Source organism: Paenibacillus sp. UNC496MF (assembly GCF_900113915.1).
Lineage (GTDB): Bacteria > Bacillota > Bacilli > Paenibacillales > Paenibacillaceae > Paenibacillus_Z > Paenibacillus_Z artemisiicola.
The window spans coordinates 396,728-411,090 of record NZ_FORE01000007.1 but is presented as its reverse complement, the minus strand read 5'-3'; the positions used below and the strand labels follow the sequence as shown (position 1 = coordinate 411,090).

General features: G+C 61.1%; 11 protein-coding genes. 2 read left to right on the top strand and 9 right to left on the bottom strand.

Annotated features, from left to right (window positions below):
• Nucleotides 1–161 precede the first annotated feature (161 nt).
• The 7 genes from BMZ79_RS13635 to citZ all read right to left on the bottom strand — a co-directional run bounded on the left by BMZ79_RS13635 (nucleotide 162) and on the right by citZ (nucleotide 8,578).
• Entirely contained in the window at nucleotides 162–980 is an 819-nt protein-coding gene (locus tag BMZ79_RS13635) for a DeoR/GlpR family DNA-binding transcription regulator (RefSeq protein ID WP_090640909.1), read from the bottom strand.
• On the bottom strand, nucleotides 981–1,955 hold the full coding sequence (locus BMZ79_RS13630; protein WP_090640907.1) for a sugar kinase: 975 nt from the start codon (nucleotides 1,953–1,955) through the stop codon (nucleotides 981–983). It abuts the gene before it with no gap.
• A 19-nt stretch (nucleotides 1,956–1,974) separates the two neighbouring features.
• On the bottom strand, nucleotides 1,975–2,400 hold the full coding sequence (locus tag BMZ79_RS13625; RefSeq protein ID WP_090640905.1) for a hypothetical protein: 426 nt from the start codon (nucleotides 2,398–2,400) through the stop codon (nucleotides 1,975–1,977).
• Between the two features lie 73 nt (nucleotides 2,401–2,473).
• A complete protein-coding gene (gene recQ, locus BMZ79_RS13620; protein ID WP_090640904.1) occupies nucleotides 2,474–4,747 on the bottom strand; it encodes a DNA helicase RecQ in 2,274 nt (757 codons plus the stop codon).
• Nucleotides 4,748–4,841: 94 nt separating this feature from the next.
• Nucleotides 4,842–5,783, bottom strand: coding sequence for a malate dehydrogenase (mdh, locus tag BMZ79_RS13615; protein WP_090640902.1), 942 nt, complete (start codon nucleotides 5,781–5,783; stop codon nucleotides 4,842–4,844).
• 239 nt (nucleotides 5,784–6,022) lie between these two features.
• Nucleotides 6,023–7,315, bottom strand: a complete 1,293-nt coding sequence (icd, locus tag BMZ79_RS13610; protein WP_090640901.1) for an NADP-dependent isocitrate dehydrogenase — start codon at nucleotides 7,313–7,315, stop codon at nucleotides 6,023–6,025.
• Nucleotides 7,316–7,465: 150 nt separating this feature from the next.
• Nucleotides 7,466–8,578 carry a citrate synthase gene (gene citZ, locus BMZ79_RS13605; protein ID WP_090640899.1) on the bottom strand — a complete coding sequence of 371 codons (1,113 nt, stop codon included), beginning with the start codon at nucleotides 8,576–8,578 and terminating at the stop codon, nucleotides 7,466–7,468.
• Nucleotides 8,579–8,911: 333 nt separating this feature from the next.
• Here citZ and BMZ79_RS13600 point away from each other — a divergent pair, with 333 nt between their 5' ends.
• Nucleotides 8,912–10,441, top strand: a complete 1,530-nt coding sequence (locus tag BMZ79_RS13600) for a Ppx/GppA family phosphatase (RefSeq protein WP_090640898.1) — start codon at nucleotides 8,912–8,914, stop codon at nucleotides 10,439–10,441.
• On the opposite strand, the gene ppk1 is transcribed toward BMZ79_RS13600, so the two are convergent.
• Complete coding sequence (gene ppk1, locus BMZ79_RS13595) at nucleotides 10,442–12,502, bottom strand: polyphosphate kinase 1 (RefSeq protein ID WP_090640897.1); 2,061 nt, start codon at nucleotides 12,500–12,502, stop codon at nucleotides 10,442–10,444.
• Between the two features lie 219 nt (nucleotides 12,503–12,721).
• Between ppk1 and ytvI the strand changes: the two genes are divergently transcribed.
• Entirely contained in the window at nucleotides 12,722–13,837 is a 1,116-nt protein-coding gene (ytvI, locus tag BMZ79_RS13590; RefSeq protein WP_090640896.1) for a sporulation integral membrane protein YtvI, read from the top strand.
• A 122-nt stretch (nucleotides 13,838–13,959) separates the two neighbouring features.
• On the opposite strand, the gene BMZ79_RS13585 is transcribed toward ytvI, so the two are convergent.
• The gene (locus BMZ79_RS13585; RefSeq protein ID WP_090640894.1) at nucleotides 13,960–14,352 is read right to left on the bottom strand and encodes an FxsA family protein; all 393 of its coding nucleotides are present in this window, start codon (nucleotides 14,350–14,352) and stop codon (nucleotides 13,960–13,962) included.
• Nucleotides 14,353–14,363: the final 11 nt, after the last annotated feature.

Here is a 14,363-nt window from a genome sequence, read left to right as displayed (position 1 = left end):
TCCCCTTTTCAATGAGTTTCCCCATCAGTATACCAAATTCCGCGAAAAGGGTAAGGGACAAAATAGGCAATTTATGATAATAATTTGTTCGGATTTGCCCGGGCACGGGGTTCAACGGCAAAAACGCCCGCTCCGCCGTAGCGGATGCGAGCGTTGTCTTGCTACCCCTGCGTCGGCCGCATCTCGGCGTCCTGGCCGCCGCCGGCGACGACCGTCTGAATGCCGTGCGTCCGCGCGTATGCTGCCAGCTGCTGCGGCAGCTCGCGGTCGGTGATGAAGCCTTGCAGCTCCGCCAGCGGAGCGATGGAGAACAGCGACGTCCGGCCGACCTTCGTATGGTCGAACATCGCGTACGTGGCCTGCGACCGCCGGATCATCGCCCGCGCGATATGGGCCTCCTGCTCGGAGTAAGTCGTGATGCCGCCCGTCGAGGACACGCCGTCGACGCCGAGAAACATTTTGCCGATGTTCAGCTGCGCGACCAATCCTTCGCCGAGCGGCCCGCACAGCTCGAAGCTGTTGTGCCGCATCATGCCGCCGGTCACGACGACGTTGATCTCGCTGCCCGCGAGCTCCATCGCCACGTTGACCGTGTTCGTCACGACCGTGATGCCGCGCCGCGTCTTGAGCAGCTTCGCCAGCAAATAATTCGTCGTGCCGCCGGAGAGGCCGACGACGTCCCCTTCGGTTATAAGGCTTGCCGCGGCCGCGGCGATCCGTTCCTTCTCGAGGAAGAACAGTCCTTCCTTCTCGGCGAAGGGCAGCTCGCGCACCGCGTTCATCCCGTCGTACATGGCGCCGCCAATCGTCCGGATCACGGGCTCGGCTTTCTCCATCAGCTCAAGGTCGCGGCGCGCCGTCGCTTCGGAGACGCCGAAGCGTTCGACGACCTCCTGGATCGTAATCCGGCCCTGCCGCTTCAACGCGTTCATGATGCCTTCCCGCCGGCGCTGCCCTTTCGACGATTGCGCGTCCGCCATTTACCGTTCCACCCAGCCTTTGTCCGATAATCTGCGGCTTGCCGTCTCCCAATCCGGAAGCGCCTCCCAATCGCCGCGCATCTGCACGACGAGCGAGCCGTTGATGCTGCCGAGACGGACCGCCTCCGCCGGCTTCATCCCCTTCAGCAAGCCGGCGAGGAAGCCGGAGCAGAACGCGTCGCCGGCGCCGACCGTATCGACGACCATATCGGCGGGATAAAACGGAATCTCGAGCGCGCCGCCGTTCTCCAGCACCACCGTCGTATCGCCGACGCCTTTCACGATGCTGACCGCGTTCAGGCGGGACAGCCGTTCCTTCGCCTCCGCGAAGTCCTCCGTCTCGTACAGCAGGCGCAGCTCGTCCCAGCCGGGCAGGAAGTAGTCCGCCTGCTCGGCGAGCGGCAGCACGACGCGGCGCGCCTCTTCGATCGTCCACAGCTTGAGCCGAAGGTTGGGATCGAAGCTGATGCGCGCGCCCGCGGCTTTGGCCGCCGACACGGCCGCGATCAGCGTCTCCCGGCAGTTGTCGCTCAGCGCCGGCGTGATGCCCGTCACGTGCAGGATTTTGCAGCCCTTTATGTAGTCGAGATCCAAGTCGCCCGGCGTCATGCGGCTGGCGGCGGAATGCTTGCGGTAATAATGCACGGCCAGCTTGCCGGCAACCGTTTCGCGGAACATCATGCCCGTCGGCGCGTCCGGCACGAGCTTCGAGCGCGAGACGTCGACGCCTTCCCCGCGGACCCGCTTCCGGATCATCCGGCCGAACGGATCGTCGCCCAGCGCGCCGAACCAGCCTGCCGAACAGCCGAGCCGCGCGACGCCGATCGCGACGTTGCTTTCCGCTCCGCCGAAGCTCTGCTCCAGCGAAGACGCCTGCTCGAGGCTCCGGTATTCCTGCGGCATGAAGAGCGCCATCGTTTCCCCGAAGGTCAGCAAATCCGGTGCTTGCGTATTCGACAACCGTATCCCCTCCATAGCGGTCCGCTGCCGCAGCCTATTTCAGAATCGGGTATTTCATGAAGTAGATCGTCACCAGGTACACGAGCAGCAGCACGACGCTCAGCGTACGCACCTTCGCGATATGCGCCGATGCGCTTTGACCGCTTTGGATCGAAGCGGAAATCCGCTTGAGCGGCTTCGTGATGATGCCGCCGAGCGCGGCGATCGCCAGGAAGAGAACGGTAACGATGATCATCCAGATGACCGCGTAGTCGCTTTGCGACATCAAATAGCCGCCCGTCAGAAGCTGAAGCACGAGAAAATATTGGGCGATGCGGTTCGCGGAGACGAGTCCGTCGGCCAAGCCGGCTTGTCCGCCCCCGTCGAGCTTGGACGCACGTCCGGCCATGAACGGAAGGGCAATATAGAATCCCAATCCCGCCGCGCCGATGACGTGCAAAAAGAGCATGAAACTAAACATCTAGCGTCCTCCTCGGTATTCATAGTCACTTATGAGTATACTAAAATCGGCCTGCCAATTCAAAGAAATCGGTTCATTCGCCGGCAGCCGACAAACGGTGCTTCACGATCACGGCTTTGATGGCGAAATAGTCGATCTCGTCGGGCAGCGCTTCCTTGATCGGCTTCAGCTTGTCCGCGCCGACGCGGCCGATCGTCTCCACGATGAGCGCTTCGTGCCGCTCGGGAATGAACTCGTTCCACGGCAGCTCCTCGCCCTCTTCTCCGCAGCGCAGCAAATGATTCTCGATCGTTACGCGGCTCATGCCCCGAAGCCCGGCGATGTCGGCAAGCGACTTGCCTTCCGCATACAAGGCGAGCGTCTGAAGATGGCTCGGCATGCCTTCAAGCCGCGCAAGCTCGCCTTCGGACGCCGCGTCCGCGGCGCTCCCCGAGACGGTTGCGTTCGAACCCGCGCCTCGCCCGTTCCCGGCCCCGCCGGTCGCGGCGGCGCCGAAGAGCGCCGGCTGCATCGGGGCGTCCTCGTCCGCCGCGCCTCCGGCTGACGATCCGCCCGCCTCCTGCTTGAACTTACGCACGATCGCGATGACGTCATGTCCGTACTTCGACACCTTCGCGGCCCCGATGCCCTTCACGCCGAGCAGCTGCTCCGAGGTTACGGGCTGCCGGTCGGCGATTTCGCGCAGCGCCGCGTCGAAGAACAGCATGAACGGCGGCACCTTCTCGCGCGCGGCCGTCTCCCTGCGCCACTCCCGCAGCGCGTCGAACAGCGGCGCGTTCGCGGCGGACAGCCCCGTTCCGCCCGTGTCCCGCCGTTTGGCCGCCGCGCTCTGGCGGCGATGGACGGGCACCGTCCCCTCCAGCACCGGCAGCGCCTCCGCCGTCAGCGAGACCGTCGGGTATTCGCCGTCGCTGATGCGCAGATATCCCTCCGCGACAAGATAATAGAGCAGGTCGGAAATGTCCCGCTCCGCCCACTGGCGCATGAGCCCGTACGTCGACAGCCGGTCGAATCCGAATTCGAGGATCCGCTTCTCGCGCGAGCCCTTCAGCACCTTCGCCGCCATCGAGATGCCGAAGCGCCCTTTCAGCCGCCCGACGCAGGACAAGGCCTTCCGGGCGTCCTCCGTCACGTCCGCCATCGCGCTGGCGTCCAGGCAGTTGCTGCATTTGCCGCATTCCGGGACGTCCGCTTCGCCGAAGTATTTCACGATGTACTGCAGCAGGCACTTCTCGGTCCGGGCGTAATGCATCATCGTGTAAAGCTTGTTGAGCTGAATCGTCTTGCGGTCCGGGTCCGCCGTGCCGCGGTCGATCAGAAACCGCTGCACCTGCACGTCCTGCGGCTCGAACAGCAGCACGCATTCGCTCTCCTCGCCGTCCCGTCCCGCGCGGCCCGCCTCCTGGTAGTACGACTCCACGTCGCCGGGCATCTGCCAATGCACGACGTACCGGACGTTCGGCTTGTCGATGCCCATGCCGAACGCGTTCGTCGCCACCATGACCCGGTTGTCGTCGAACCGGAAGCGCTCCTGCGCGTCGGCGCGTTCTTCGTCGTTCAAGCCGCCGTGGTACTTGCCGACCGAGACGCCGAGCTTCGACAGATCGTCGCAGACCTCCTCCGCTTCCTTCCGCGTCGCGGTATAGACGATGCCGGACTGGTCCGGCCGCTGCCGCACGAAGTCGCGCAAAAACTTCCGTTTGTCCGTCCCCGTGACGACCGACAGCGTCAAGTTCGTGCGCGCGAAGCCCGTGACGAAAATATTCGGCCGGTGCAGGCCGAGCATGGCCGCGATGTCCTCCGACACCTCCGGCGTCGCCGTCGCGGTGAACGCGGCGACCGGCGGACGGTTCTCGAGCCGGCCGATCCAGCCCGCCAGCTGGCGGTAGCTCGGTCGGAAGTCATGGCCCCATTGGGAGACGCAGTGCGCTTCGTCGATGGCGATGAGCGGGATGTGCAGCTGGGAAGACAGCGATTCGAACATGCCGCCGTCGAGCCGCTCTGGCGCGACGTAGAGCATCTTATAGGCGCCCTGCGACGTTTGCCGGACGACCTCCCGGTATGTAGCGGCGTCGAGCGAGCTGTTCAGGTAAGCCGCGGATACCCCCAGCCGGTTCAGGGCGTCCACTTGATCCTTCATCAGCGATATGAGCGGCGAGACGACGATCGTCGTGCCGGGCAGCAGCATCGCCGGGATTTGGTAACAGACGGATTTCCCTCCGCCGGTCGGCAAAATCGCCAATGTGTCCTTGCCGTCCAGCAGCCCTTCGATAATGTCGCTCTGTCCTTTGCGGAAGCTGTCGTAGCCGTACACTTGCTTCAGCGTCTGCAGCGCTTCCTGATGCATGATACCCCTCCTCTTTCGTTCGATAAAAACAGAGACCCTGACGATGCTCGGTCAGGGTCTCATGTGCTTCATGAGTCAATTGCGGTCCGCTCTCTCAGCCTTGGACGATGGCGATGACGCCGCGAACGGAATCCGCGGATTTGTCCAGGGCGGCTTTCTCTTCGGCGGTCAGATCGAGTTCGAAAATCCTCTCGATGCCGTCGCCGCCGAGAATCGCCGGAACGCCCATGAAAAGGTTGTCGTAGCCGTATTCGCCCTCCAGGAGCGCGATGACCGGCGTGATCCGCTTCTTGTCCTTCAAGATCGCCTCGGTCATCTGGACCAGCGACGCCGCCGGCGCGTAATACGCGCTGCCGTTGCCGAGCAGGTTGACGATCTCGCCGCCGCCGACGCGCGTCCGCCGCACGATCGCCTCGATCCGCTCGGCCGGCATGAGCTTCTCGATCGGAATGCCGCCGACGTTCGAGTAGCGCACGAGCGGCACCATGTCGTCGCCGTGTCCGCCGAGCACGAAGCCGCGGACGTCCTCGACGGAAACGTTCAACTCTTCCGCGATGAACGTACAGTAGCGGGCGGTGTCGAGGACGCCCGACTGGCCGATGACGCGGTTTTTCGGAAAGCCCAGCGCGTTATACGCGACATAGGTCATCGCGTCGACCGGATTGGATAGAATGATGACGTACGCGTCGGGACTCGTCGCTTTGACGTTCTCGCACACGGACTTCACGATGCCTGCGTTCGTGTTGACCAAGTCGTCCCGGCTCATGCCCGGCTTGCGGGCGATGCCCGCCGTGATGATGACGACCTGGGAGCCTTTGGTGTCCTCGTAGCTCGACGTGCCGACGATTTTGGCGTCGATGCCTTGGACCGGCGTCGATTCCATCATGTCGAGCGCTTTGCCCTTCGTCGGGTTCTCCAGCTGGGGAATATCGACGAGCACCACGTCGCCGAGCTCTTTTTGCGCCAGCATCAAGGCCGTGGTCGCCCCCGTGAATCCGGCGCCGACGACCGTAATCTTATTCCGTTGAATCGCCATCTGGGTATTGCCTCCTTCGCCGCTAAGCGGTCAAATGAACAACTGCGTCTGGATGCGTCAAGCGGCCAATGGTCCGAAACAAAGCTGCGCTGCAAGCGTGAAGCCGCCCGCGAATGGCGGCAAAGCGGGCAAAATCCGCATAGGCGAACGCCATGCGGATCTTGCGGTTGCTCCCGGGCCGGTTGTCCAGGGGACAAGCCTCGGCTCAAGAAAATGTGAGAAGGGCGCCGAATCGGCCCTTACAGATGTTTGATGATTTGGTCGGCGAATTCGGAGCACTTGACTTCCGTCGCGCCTTCCATCAGGCGGGCAAAGTCGTACGTGACCGTTTTGTTGTTGATCGCCGTTTCCAGACCTTTGTAGATGGAGTCTGCGGCTTCCTGCCAGCCCAGGTGCTCGAGGAGCATAACGCCGGACAGGATGACGGAGCCCGGGTTCACGACGTCTTTGTCGGCATATTTCGGAGCCGTGCCGTGCGTCGCTTCGAAGATCGCGTGTCCCGTCAGGTAGTTGATGTTGGCGCCCGGCGCGATGCCGATGCCGCCGACTTGGGCAGCCAGCGCGTCGGACAGATAGTCGCCGTTCAGGTTCAGCGTCGCGATGACGTCGAAGTCCGTCGGACGCGTCAGCACTTGCTGCAGCGCGATGTCGGCGATGGCGTCCTTCACGATCAGCTTGCCTTCCGCTTCCGCTTCTTTTTGCGCTTTGTTGGCGGCGTCTACGCCTTCCGCTTCTTTAATGCGGTCGTATTGGCCCCACGTGAACGTTTTGTCCGCGAACTCCTGCTCGGCCACTTCGTAGCCCCAGTTTTTGAACGCGCCTTCCGTGAACTTCATGATGTTGCCTTTGTGCACGAGCGTAACCGACTTGCGGCCATGCTTCAGCGCGTATTCGATCGCGGCGCGGGCCAGACGCTTCGAGCCTTCCGCCGAAACCGGCTTGATGCCGATGCCGGACGTTTCCGGGAAGCGGATTTTGTTGACGCCCATCTCGTTCTGGAGGAACGCGATGACCTTCTTCACGTCGTCGGAGCCTTCTTGGTACTCGATGCCGGCATAGATGTCTTCCGTGTTCTCGCGGAAGATGACCATGTTCACGAGCTCCGGATGTTTAACCGGGGAAGGCACGCCGTCGAAGTAACGGACCGGACGAAGGCAGACGTACAGGTCGAGTTCTTGGCGCAGCGCGACGTTCAGGGAACGGATGCCGCCGCCGATCGGCGTCGTCAGCGGGCCTTTAATTGCCACGATGTATTCGCGGATTGCCGTCAGCGTGTCGGCAGGGAGCCATTCGCCATACGTATTGTACGCTTTTTCGCCGGCAAATACTTCGTACCACGCGATTTTTTTCTGACCGCCGTAAGCTTTCTCTACGGCCGCGTCCAGCACGCGCTTGGAGGCTTTCCAAATGTCGCGGCCCGTGCCGTCGCCTTCGATGAAAGGAATGATAGGGTTGTTCGGCACTTGAAGCAAGCCGTTATCGATCGTGATTTTTTCGCCTTCTGTAGGCAGCGCGAATTTTTCCAATTGCATGAGATGAATTCCTCCTATAAACGTATTTGTTCAGTATACATAACTTGACGGGAGCCGGCAACGCAGCCCGAATGCTAGCTGCGCGTCAACACCCCGTCAGAGGCAAGACGGCGCGGGGGTTGTCCCCCGGCGTCCATTTGCAGTTGTCGGTTAACGCTGCGCGATCGGCGTGACTTTCTGATCGACCGGACCCGTGTATTCCGCGCGCGGACGGATCAGGCGGTTGTTATCGTACTGCTCCAGAATGTGGGCGGTCCATCCCGATGCGCGGCTGATCGCGAAGATCGGCGTGAACAGGTCGCGCGGGATGCCGAGCGTCGTATAGACGGAGGCGGAATAAAAGTCGACGTTCGGTTTCAGCCCTTTTTGGCCCGTGACGATCTCTTCGATTTTGACGGACATTTCGTACAGCTCCATGTTGCCCGTCAGCTTGCCCAGCTCGCGCGACATCTTTTGCAGATGCTTCGCGCGCGGATCGCCGTTCTTGTACACGCGGTGGCCGAAGCCCATGATTTTCTCTTTGTTCGCCAGCTTCTCGTTGATGTATGGTTCGACGTTGCCGAACGAGCCGATCTCTTCGAGCATGACCATGACCGCTTCGTTGGCGCCGCCGTGCAGGGGGCCTTTGAGCGCGCCGATCGCGGACGTGATGCCGGAGTAGATGTCCGAAAGGGTCGCGACGGTGACGCGCGCCGCGAACGTCGACGCGTTCAGCTCGTGGTCGGCGTGAAGGACGAGCGCTTGGTCAAGCGCTTTGACCGCGACTTGATCCGGCTCGGTGCCGTTCAGCATGTACAGGAAGTTGTGCGCGATGGACGCGCCCTGCTTCGGCGCGATCGGCTCTTTGCCGTCGCGGATGCGCGCGAACGCGGCGATCAGCGTCGGAATTTGAGCCTGGATTTTGATGGCTTTGCGCAGGTTGGCTTCTTTGGACATATCGTTCGCCTGCTGGTCGTAGAGCGCCAGGCTCGATACGGCCGTGCGCAGAGCGGCCATGGAATTGGTGTTTTTCGGATAAAGCTTCAGGCTTTCCAGCACGCTTGCCGGTACCGCCGCGTATTCGCCGATTTGCTTCAGGAGCCCGTTCAGCTCGGATTGGCTGGGAAGCTTGCCGTACCAGAGCAGGTAAGCCACTTCTTCGAACGTCGCGTTCTCCGCCAAATCGTCGATGTTGATCCCGCGGTAAGTCAGAACGCCGTCGATGATGGAGCTGATCGAGGAGGTCGTGGCGACGATCCCTTCCAGTCCTTTGGTTACTGTCATGTTTCTCTCTCCTTTAGCACTTTTTATTTAAAAAATGCATTGTACGTTTTAACAATAGTTGGATTCGAGTTCCGTATCGTCGTATTTAATCATATCGGATTTCGATGCGGAAGGAAACAAAACAAGACATAAAAATGCTTTATCGGCATCATAAAAGCTTTTTTCCCGCGTAAAAACGGCGTTTCCGGGTGAAATCCTTCCGTGATTTTACCCAGAACAACAGGCTTTTACCCTCCGGGTTCAAATAAAAACCGCTTTGTTGTAGGCAGCGGCAAATGGTAAAATGTGCGGTAGCGATTAACGCAAGCGGCCGCGAAGGAGGATACCCGCACTATGACAGAACAACGCATCGGCATCATCGATATCGGCTCCAACTCCGTCCGCCTCGTCGTCTACGAACGGACCGCGGGCGGCGCCAACCGGGTCATCGACGGCAGCAAACGAGCGGCCCGGCTCAGCGAGCACCTGGACGAGAACGGCGCCCTGCCCGAAGGAACCGTCGACGAACTGGTCGACATGGTCAACCATTTCCGCCTGATCTGCGCCCATCACAAAACCGGCATGATCCGCGCCGTCGCGACGGCCGCCATCCGCAATTCCGCCAACCGCGACCGCGTGCTCCGGCGGATCGAGGCCGAAACCGGGCTGCCGATCGAGCTTATCTCCGGCGAGCAGGAAGCCGGCTACGGATTTCTCGGCATGATCAACACGATGCCCGTCCGGGACGGGTTCCTGATCGACATCGGCGGCGGCAGCACGGAAGTGACCCTGTTCAAGGACCGGAGTCTCGTCCAAGCCGTGTCTTTCCCGTTCGGCTGCGTCTCCCTGACCCGGCAATACGCCAAGAACGGCATGCTGTCCGACCAGTCCCTGAAAGAGCTGGAGCAGCATGTCGAACAAGCCGTCGCCCGCCATTCCTGGCTTAAGCAGGCTTCGGGGCAGCCGCTCGTCGGCGTCGGCGGCACCGTCCGGTCGCTCGGCAAAATGCACCAGGCATACGTTAAATACCCGTTCGAAAGCACGCATAACTATCCCATCGCGGGCGATGCGGCCGGCGAGCTGTTCGAGCTGCTCCGCAAGCTGCCGATCGGCAAGCGCAAAAATTTTCCCGGTTTGTCCAAAGACCGCGTGGACATCATCGTGCCCGGCTTGGCCATCCTGCGGACGATTTTCCGCGCGGTCGGCGCTTCGCATTACGTGATTTGCGGCGCCGGCCTGCGCGACGGCCTGTTCTTCTCCACCCGTTTCCCGGATAAGCCCCGGCTCGACGACGTCGTCTCGTACAGCGTGCACAATCTGGCCGCCCTGCACCCGGAAGCGCCGCTTCAGCATACGTCGCAAGTCAATCGGATCGCGCTCCAGCTGGCGGAGCTTCTCTGCCCGAGGCTGGCGGACGCCGGCAGCGCCAAGCTGTACCTCGACATCGCGTCCACGCTGCACCGGATCGGCGCGAGCATCGACTATTACGATTACAAGAAGCACACGTTCTATCTCATGATCAACTCCCGGCTGAACGGCTTGTCCCACCGGGAGCTGCTCATCTGTTCCCTGATCGCGTCCTACAAAAGCAAAAACCGCGTGAAGCAGACGGCCGTCCTGTACAAGCCGCTGCTCACCGAGGACGACATCGCGCTCGTCGGCCTGCTCGGCATGCTGCTGCAGCTCGCGATCGCGCTCGACCGCAGCGAGACGCAGGCCATCGGCCGTTTCGAGGCCGAAGCTGCGGACGGCGCGCTTCATCTACGGGCGGTGCGGGCGAACGGCGCCCTGGCCATCGAACGGAAGGAAGTCGACGCGCTGGCCGGCGATTTCAAGAAGCTGTGGGGCTTGTCGCCGGTTCTCTACGCGCCGGATCTCCGCTAATCAGTACTTCCACCTGCGGATGTCGGTCGCCTGGAACTGGCTCCGCAGCGGCTGCAGCTCGTTGCGGACCGGCTCGTAGCTGCCGTTCGACGTCAGCTCACGCGCTTTCGCGTTGTCGTTCAAGTTCATGCGAAGCACGTTCATCAGCACGCCGCGGAGCCGCGCGTCGAATACCGGGCACATCAGCTCGATCCGGCGGGTCAAATTCCGCGTCATCCAATCGGCGCTGGAGAGGAAGAGCTCCTCGTCGCCGCCGTTATGGAAATACATGATGCGGGAATGCTCCAGGAAACGGTCGACGATGCTGATGATCCGGATATTCTCGCTCAAGCCCGGCACGCCGGGACGCAAACAGCATACGCCGCGGACGATCAGCTCGATCTTGACGCCCGCCATGGACGCCTCGTACAGCTTGTCGATCATTTCCTGATTCGACAGGCTGTTCATTTTGGCGATGATGTGCGCCGGCCGCCCTTCCGCCGCATGCGCCTTCTCGCGATCGATCAGCCCGAACAGCTTCTGCCGCAAATCCGTCGGCGCGACGCCGAACGCCTGCCATTCGTACGGCGACGAATAGCCGGTGATTTCGTTGAACAGCGCGGAAGCGTCCGCCCCGATGACGGGATGGCTCGTAAAGAGGCCGATGTCCGTGTACAGCTTGGCCGTGTTGTCGTTGTAATTGCCGGTGCCGACATGGACGTAGCGGCGCAGCATGCCCTGCTCCCGGCGTACCACCAGCGTGATTTTCGCATGGGTCTTCAATCCTACGAGACCGTAGACGACGTGGCAGCCCGCTTTCTCCAGCTGGCGCGCCCAAGCGATGTTCCGTTCCTCGTCGAACCTCGCTTTCAATTCCACGACGACGGTCACCTGCTTGCCGGACTCCGCGGCCAGCGCCAGCGCCTGCACGAGCGCGGACTGGCCGCTGACCCGGTACAGCGTCATCTTGATCGCGAGCACATTGGGATCCTGCGCCGCGTCCATGACGAAGTCGGTGACCGCTTCGAACGACTCGTACGGATGATAGACGAGCACGTCCTCCTGCCGCAACACGGCGAACAAATCGTCCGTCTCCTCGAATTCGTGCGGGTACACCGGTTCGATCTTGGGATAACGCAGCGTCTCGTACCCGTCCAGCGAGCCGGCGAAGCGCATCAGAAAGCTGAGGTCGAGCGGACCGTCGATCTCGAAGAGGTTCTCCCCGAGCTCGAGCTCCTCCTTCAGCATCCGCAGCGAGAACGCATGCATTCCCTTGACGTATTCCAGGCGGACCGGAAGCCCCCAGCGCCGGCGGCGCAGCTCCTTCTCGATCTCCTCCAGCAAATCCTCCGCGCCTTCCTCGTTGAGCGTCAGATCGGCATTTCGCGTCAAACGGAACGGATCGACCGCGATCGTCGTATATCCATTGAACAGCGTGGCGATATGGCGTTCGATCAGATGCTCGAGCAGCACGAATTCATGCTTCTTGCTGTTGACCCGGCCCGGGACCTGCACGAAACGCTGCAGAATCGACGGCACCTGCACGATCGCGAAGAACGGCTCTTCTTCGGGCTCCGGCTGCTCGCCGCGCCCGAGGAGCACGGCCAGATACAGCTCCTTGGAGTGCAGCAGCGGGAAGGGGCGGCTCTGATCGACCGCCATCGGCGTCAGCACGGGAAACACGATTTCGTGAAAATATTCGTCGACCGCCCGAAGCTGCTGCGGATTCAATTCGTCCAGCGCGCGGAAGCAGATGCCTTCGCGCGTCAGCCCCCGCAGCACTTCGCGGTAGGTCCGGTATTGATCCGACACCATCTGGCCGGTACGTTTGATCAGCCTTTTCCATAAGCCGGCGGGCGTGTAGCCCGTGAAATCCCGTTTCGAATAACCGGCTTTCATCAAGTCTTGAATGCCCGCGACGCGGACGCTCATGAATTCGTCCAAATTGCTCGACACGATGGCCAGAAACTTGGCCCGCTCGAGCAGCGGATTTTCGGGATCCTGCGCTTCTTCCAATACTCTGCGATTAAACTCGACCCAGCTTAAATCGCGGTTCAAATAGGGCGACATGATTTTGTTCATCAGACCAGGATCCTCCCAACGTAGATATCCATTCTATCGTAGATATCCATTCTATTATGTAGGGCCAATGTTTCTCGCATATTAAAAGTTTGTAAAGCGGGCGTAAACGAAATGCCGCCGGACTTATTTTTTGGTAAAGGCCATACTCGCTATGCTACAATTATACAATATTGTATCAGGAAAAATCGGCCGCTTAAACCTGGAGGAGTGTTGCTGTCTATGGATCGTGTCGTCTGGAAACGGGTATGGCGCGCCGCGCTGGTGCTGGCGCTGCTGGTGCTCTTCGTGCTCGCCGTCATTTACGTCACGCCGCTCGTGTATCCCTTTCTGTTAGGATGGCTGCTCGCGTATGCGATTAATCCGATTGTCAACCTGCTTAACCGAAAATTAAAAATTCCCAGATGGCTCGGCGTCTCGGTCTCGCTCCTCGTCTTCGCCGTCGCGATGCTGACGATCGTCTCCGCGCTCGTCACGCGCATCGTCGTCGAGATCATCGCGCTCTCCAAGTCGCTCAGCAGCAACATCGATTGGTGGCGGGACCAGTTCGAGTACGTCCTGAACAAGCCGGAACTCCAGAACCTGATCGAGAAGATCACGTCCTTCTACCAGGATAATCCGAACTACCAGGAACCGATCAACAGCCGCATCTCGGATACCGCCAATCTGCTCGCCCAGACGAGCACTAACATCGTAACGTTCTTCCTGAACGGCATCGTCAACATCATCACGTCGCTTCCGAACGTCGCCACCATCTCCGTCGTGGTTCTGCTTGCCGCCTTCTTCATCAGCAAGGACTGGCGCCGGCTAGGCCAGCGGACGTCCGCCTGGTTCCCGCAGGGCATCCTGCAGTCCGTCTCCATCGTCTGGAACGAGCTCAAAAAAGCGCTGTTCGGCTACCTCCGCGCCCAATTCATCATGATCTCCATTACCGCCATCGTCGTCACCGCCGGCCTGCTCATTATCGGCGTGAACTACGCGATTACCATCGGCATGCTCATCGGGCTCGTCGACCTGCTGCCGTACCTCGGCGTCGGCGCGGCCATGGTGCCTTGGATCGCCTACACGTTCATCTATGGCGACGTCAAGCTGGGGATCTCGCTTTCCGTGCTCTACGGCATCATCCTCGTCGCCCGCCAGACGATCGAACCGAAGGTGCTGGCGACGAGCGTCGGCCTCGAAGCGCTCCCCACGCTCATCGCGATGTTCGTCGGCCTTAAGCTGTTCGGGGTGCTCGGCCTCATCATCGGGCCCGTCTCGCTCGTTATCCTCACCACCGTACATAGGGCCAACGTCTTCCGAGATCTCTACGGCTTCATCGTCCGAGGGCCCAAATAACCGCAAGGATAGCCGCGAATGCACGCAAACCAAAGACCTGCTTTCCTTCGCGAAAGCAGGTCTTTTTGCATGCCGTCCAAGTTGGGCGATGCGACTATGGCGCCATCTTCCGAACGCGTGCCTTAGCGGCGGCGGATGACGAACGAACCGTTCCGAACCTTCTTCTCCAGCCACCGGTACAGGAGCATCCGATAGAACGGCCGCGTCATCGGGAGCAGCAGCGTAATGCCCACGATATCGGAGAAGAAGCCCGGAAGCAGCAGCAGCAGTCCGCCGAGAAGCACGCAAATGCCGTTCAGCATGGCATGACCGGGCGGCCGCCCGCTTTGCAGCTGCGCCTGTACGTCGGCGAACGCCTTGCGCCCTTCGCTGCTCGCCAGCTTGGCGCCGAAAAAGCCGGTCAGCAGAATGAGGCCGAACGTCCACCAGCCCCCGATGAGATGCCCCATCCGGATAATGCCCCACAATTCGATCGCCGGAATGACGATGATCGCCGCAACGAGCCATTTTAGCATGTTCGTATTCC

What these genes read in the sequence shown, in the direction of transcription:
- BMZ79_RS13635 (WP_090640909.1), bottom strand. Translation starts at nt 980, where the DNA reads ATGGCGGACGCGCAATCGTCGAAAGGGCAGCGCCGGCGGGAAGGCATC.
- BMZ79_RS13630 (WP_090640907.1), bottom strand. Translation starts at nt 1,955, where the DNA reads ATGGAGGGGATACGGTTGTCGAATACGCAAGCACCGGATTTGCTGACC.
- BMZ79_RS13625 (WP_090640905.1), bottom strand. Translation starts at nt 2,400, where the DNA reads ATGTTTAGTTTCATGCTCTTTTTGCACGTCATCGGCGCGGCGGGATTG.
- recQ (WP_090640904.1), bottom strand. Translation starts at nt 4,747, where the DNA reads ATGCATCAGGAAGCGCTGCAGACGCTGAAGCAAGTGTACGGCTACGAC.
- mdh (WP_090640902.1), bottom strand. Translation starts at nt 5,783, where the DNA reads ATGGCGATTCAACGGAATAAGATTACGGTCGTCGGCGCCGGATTCACG.
- icd (WP_090640901.1), bottom strand. Translation starts at nt 7,315, where the DNA reads ATGCAATTGGAAAAATTCGCGCTGCCTACAGAAGGCGAAAAAATCACG.
- citZ (WP_090640899.1), bottom strand. Translation starts at nt 8,578, where the DNA reads ATGACAGTAACCAAAGGACTGGAAGGGATCGTCGCCACGACCTCCTCG.
- BMZ79_RS13600 (WP_090640898.1), top strand. Translation starts at nt 8,912, where the DNA reads ATGACAGAACAACGCATCGGCATCATCGATATCGGCTCCAACTCCGTC.
- ppk1 (WP_090640897.1), bottom strand. Translation starts at nt 12,502, where the DNA reads ATGAACAAAATCATGTCGCCCTATTTGAACCGCGATTTAAGCTGGGTC.
- ytvI (WP_090640896.1), top strand. Translation starts at nt 12,722, where the DNA reads ATGGATCGTGTCGTCTGGAAACGGGTATGGCGCGCCGCGCTGGTGCTG.
- BMZ79_RS13585 (WP_090640894.1), bottom strand. Translation starts at nt 14,352, where the DNA reads ATGCTAAAATGGCTCGTTGCGGCGATCATCGTCATTCCGGCGATCGAA.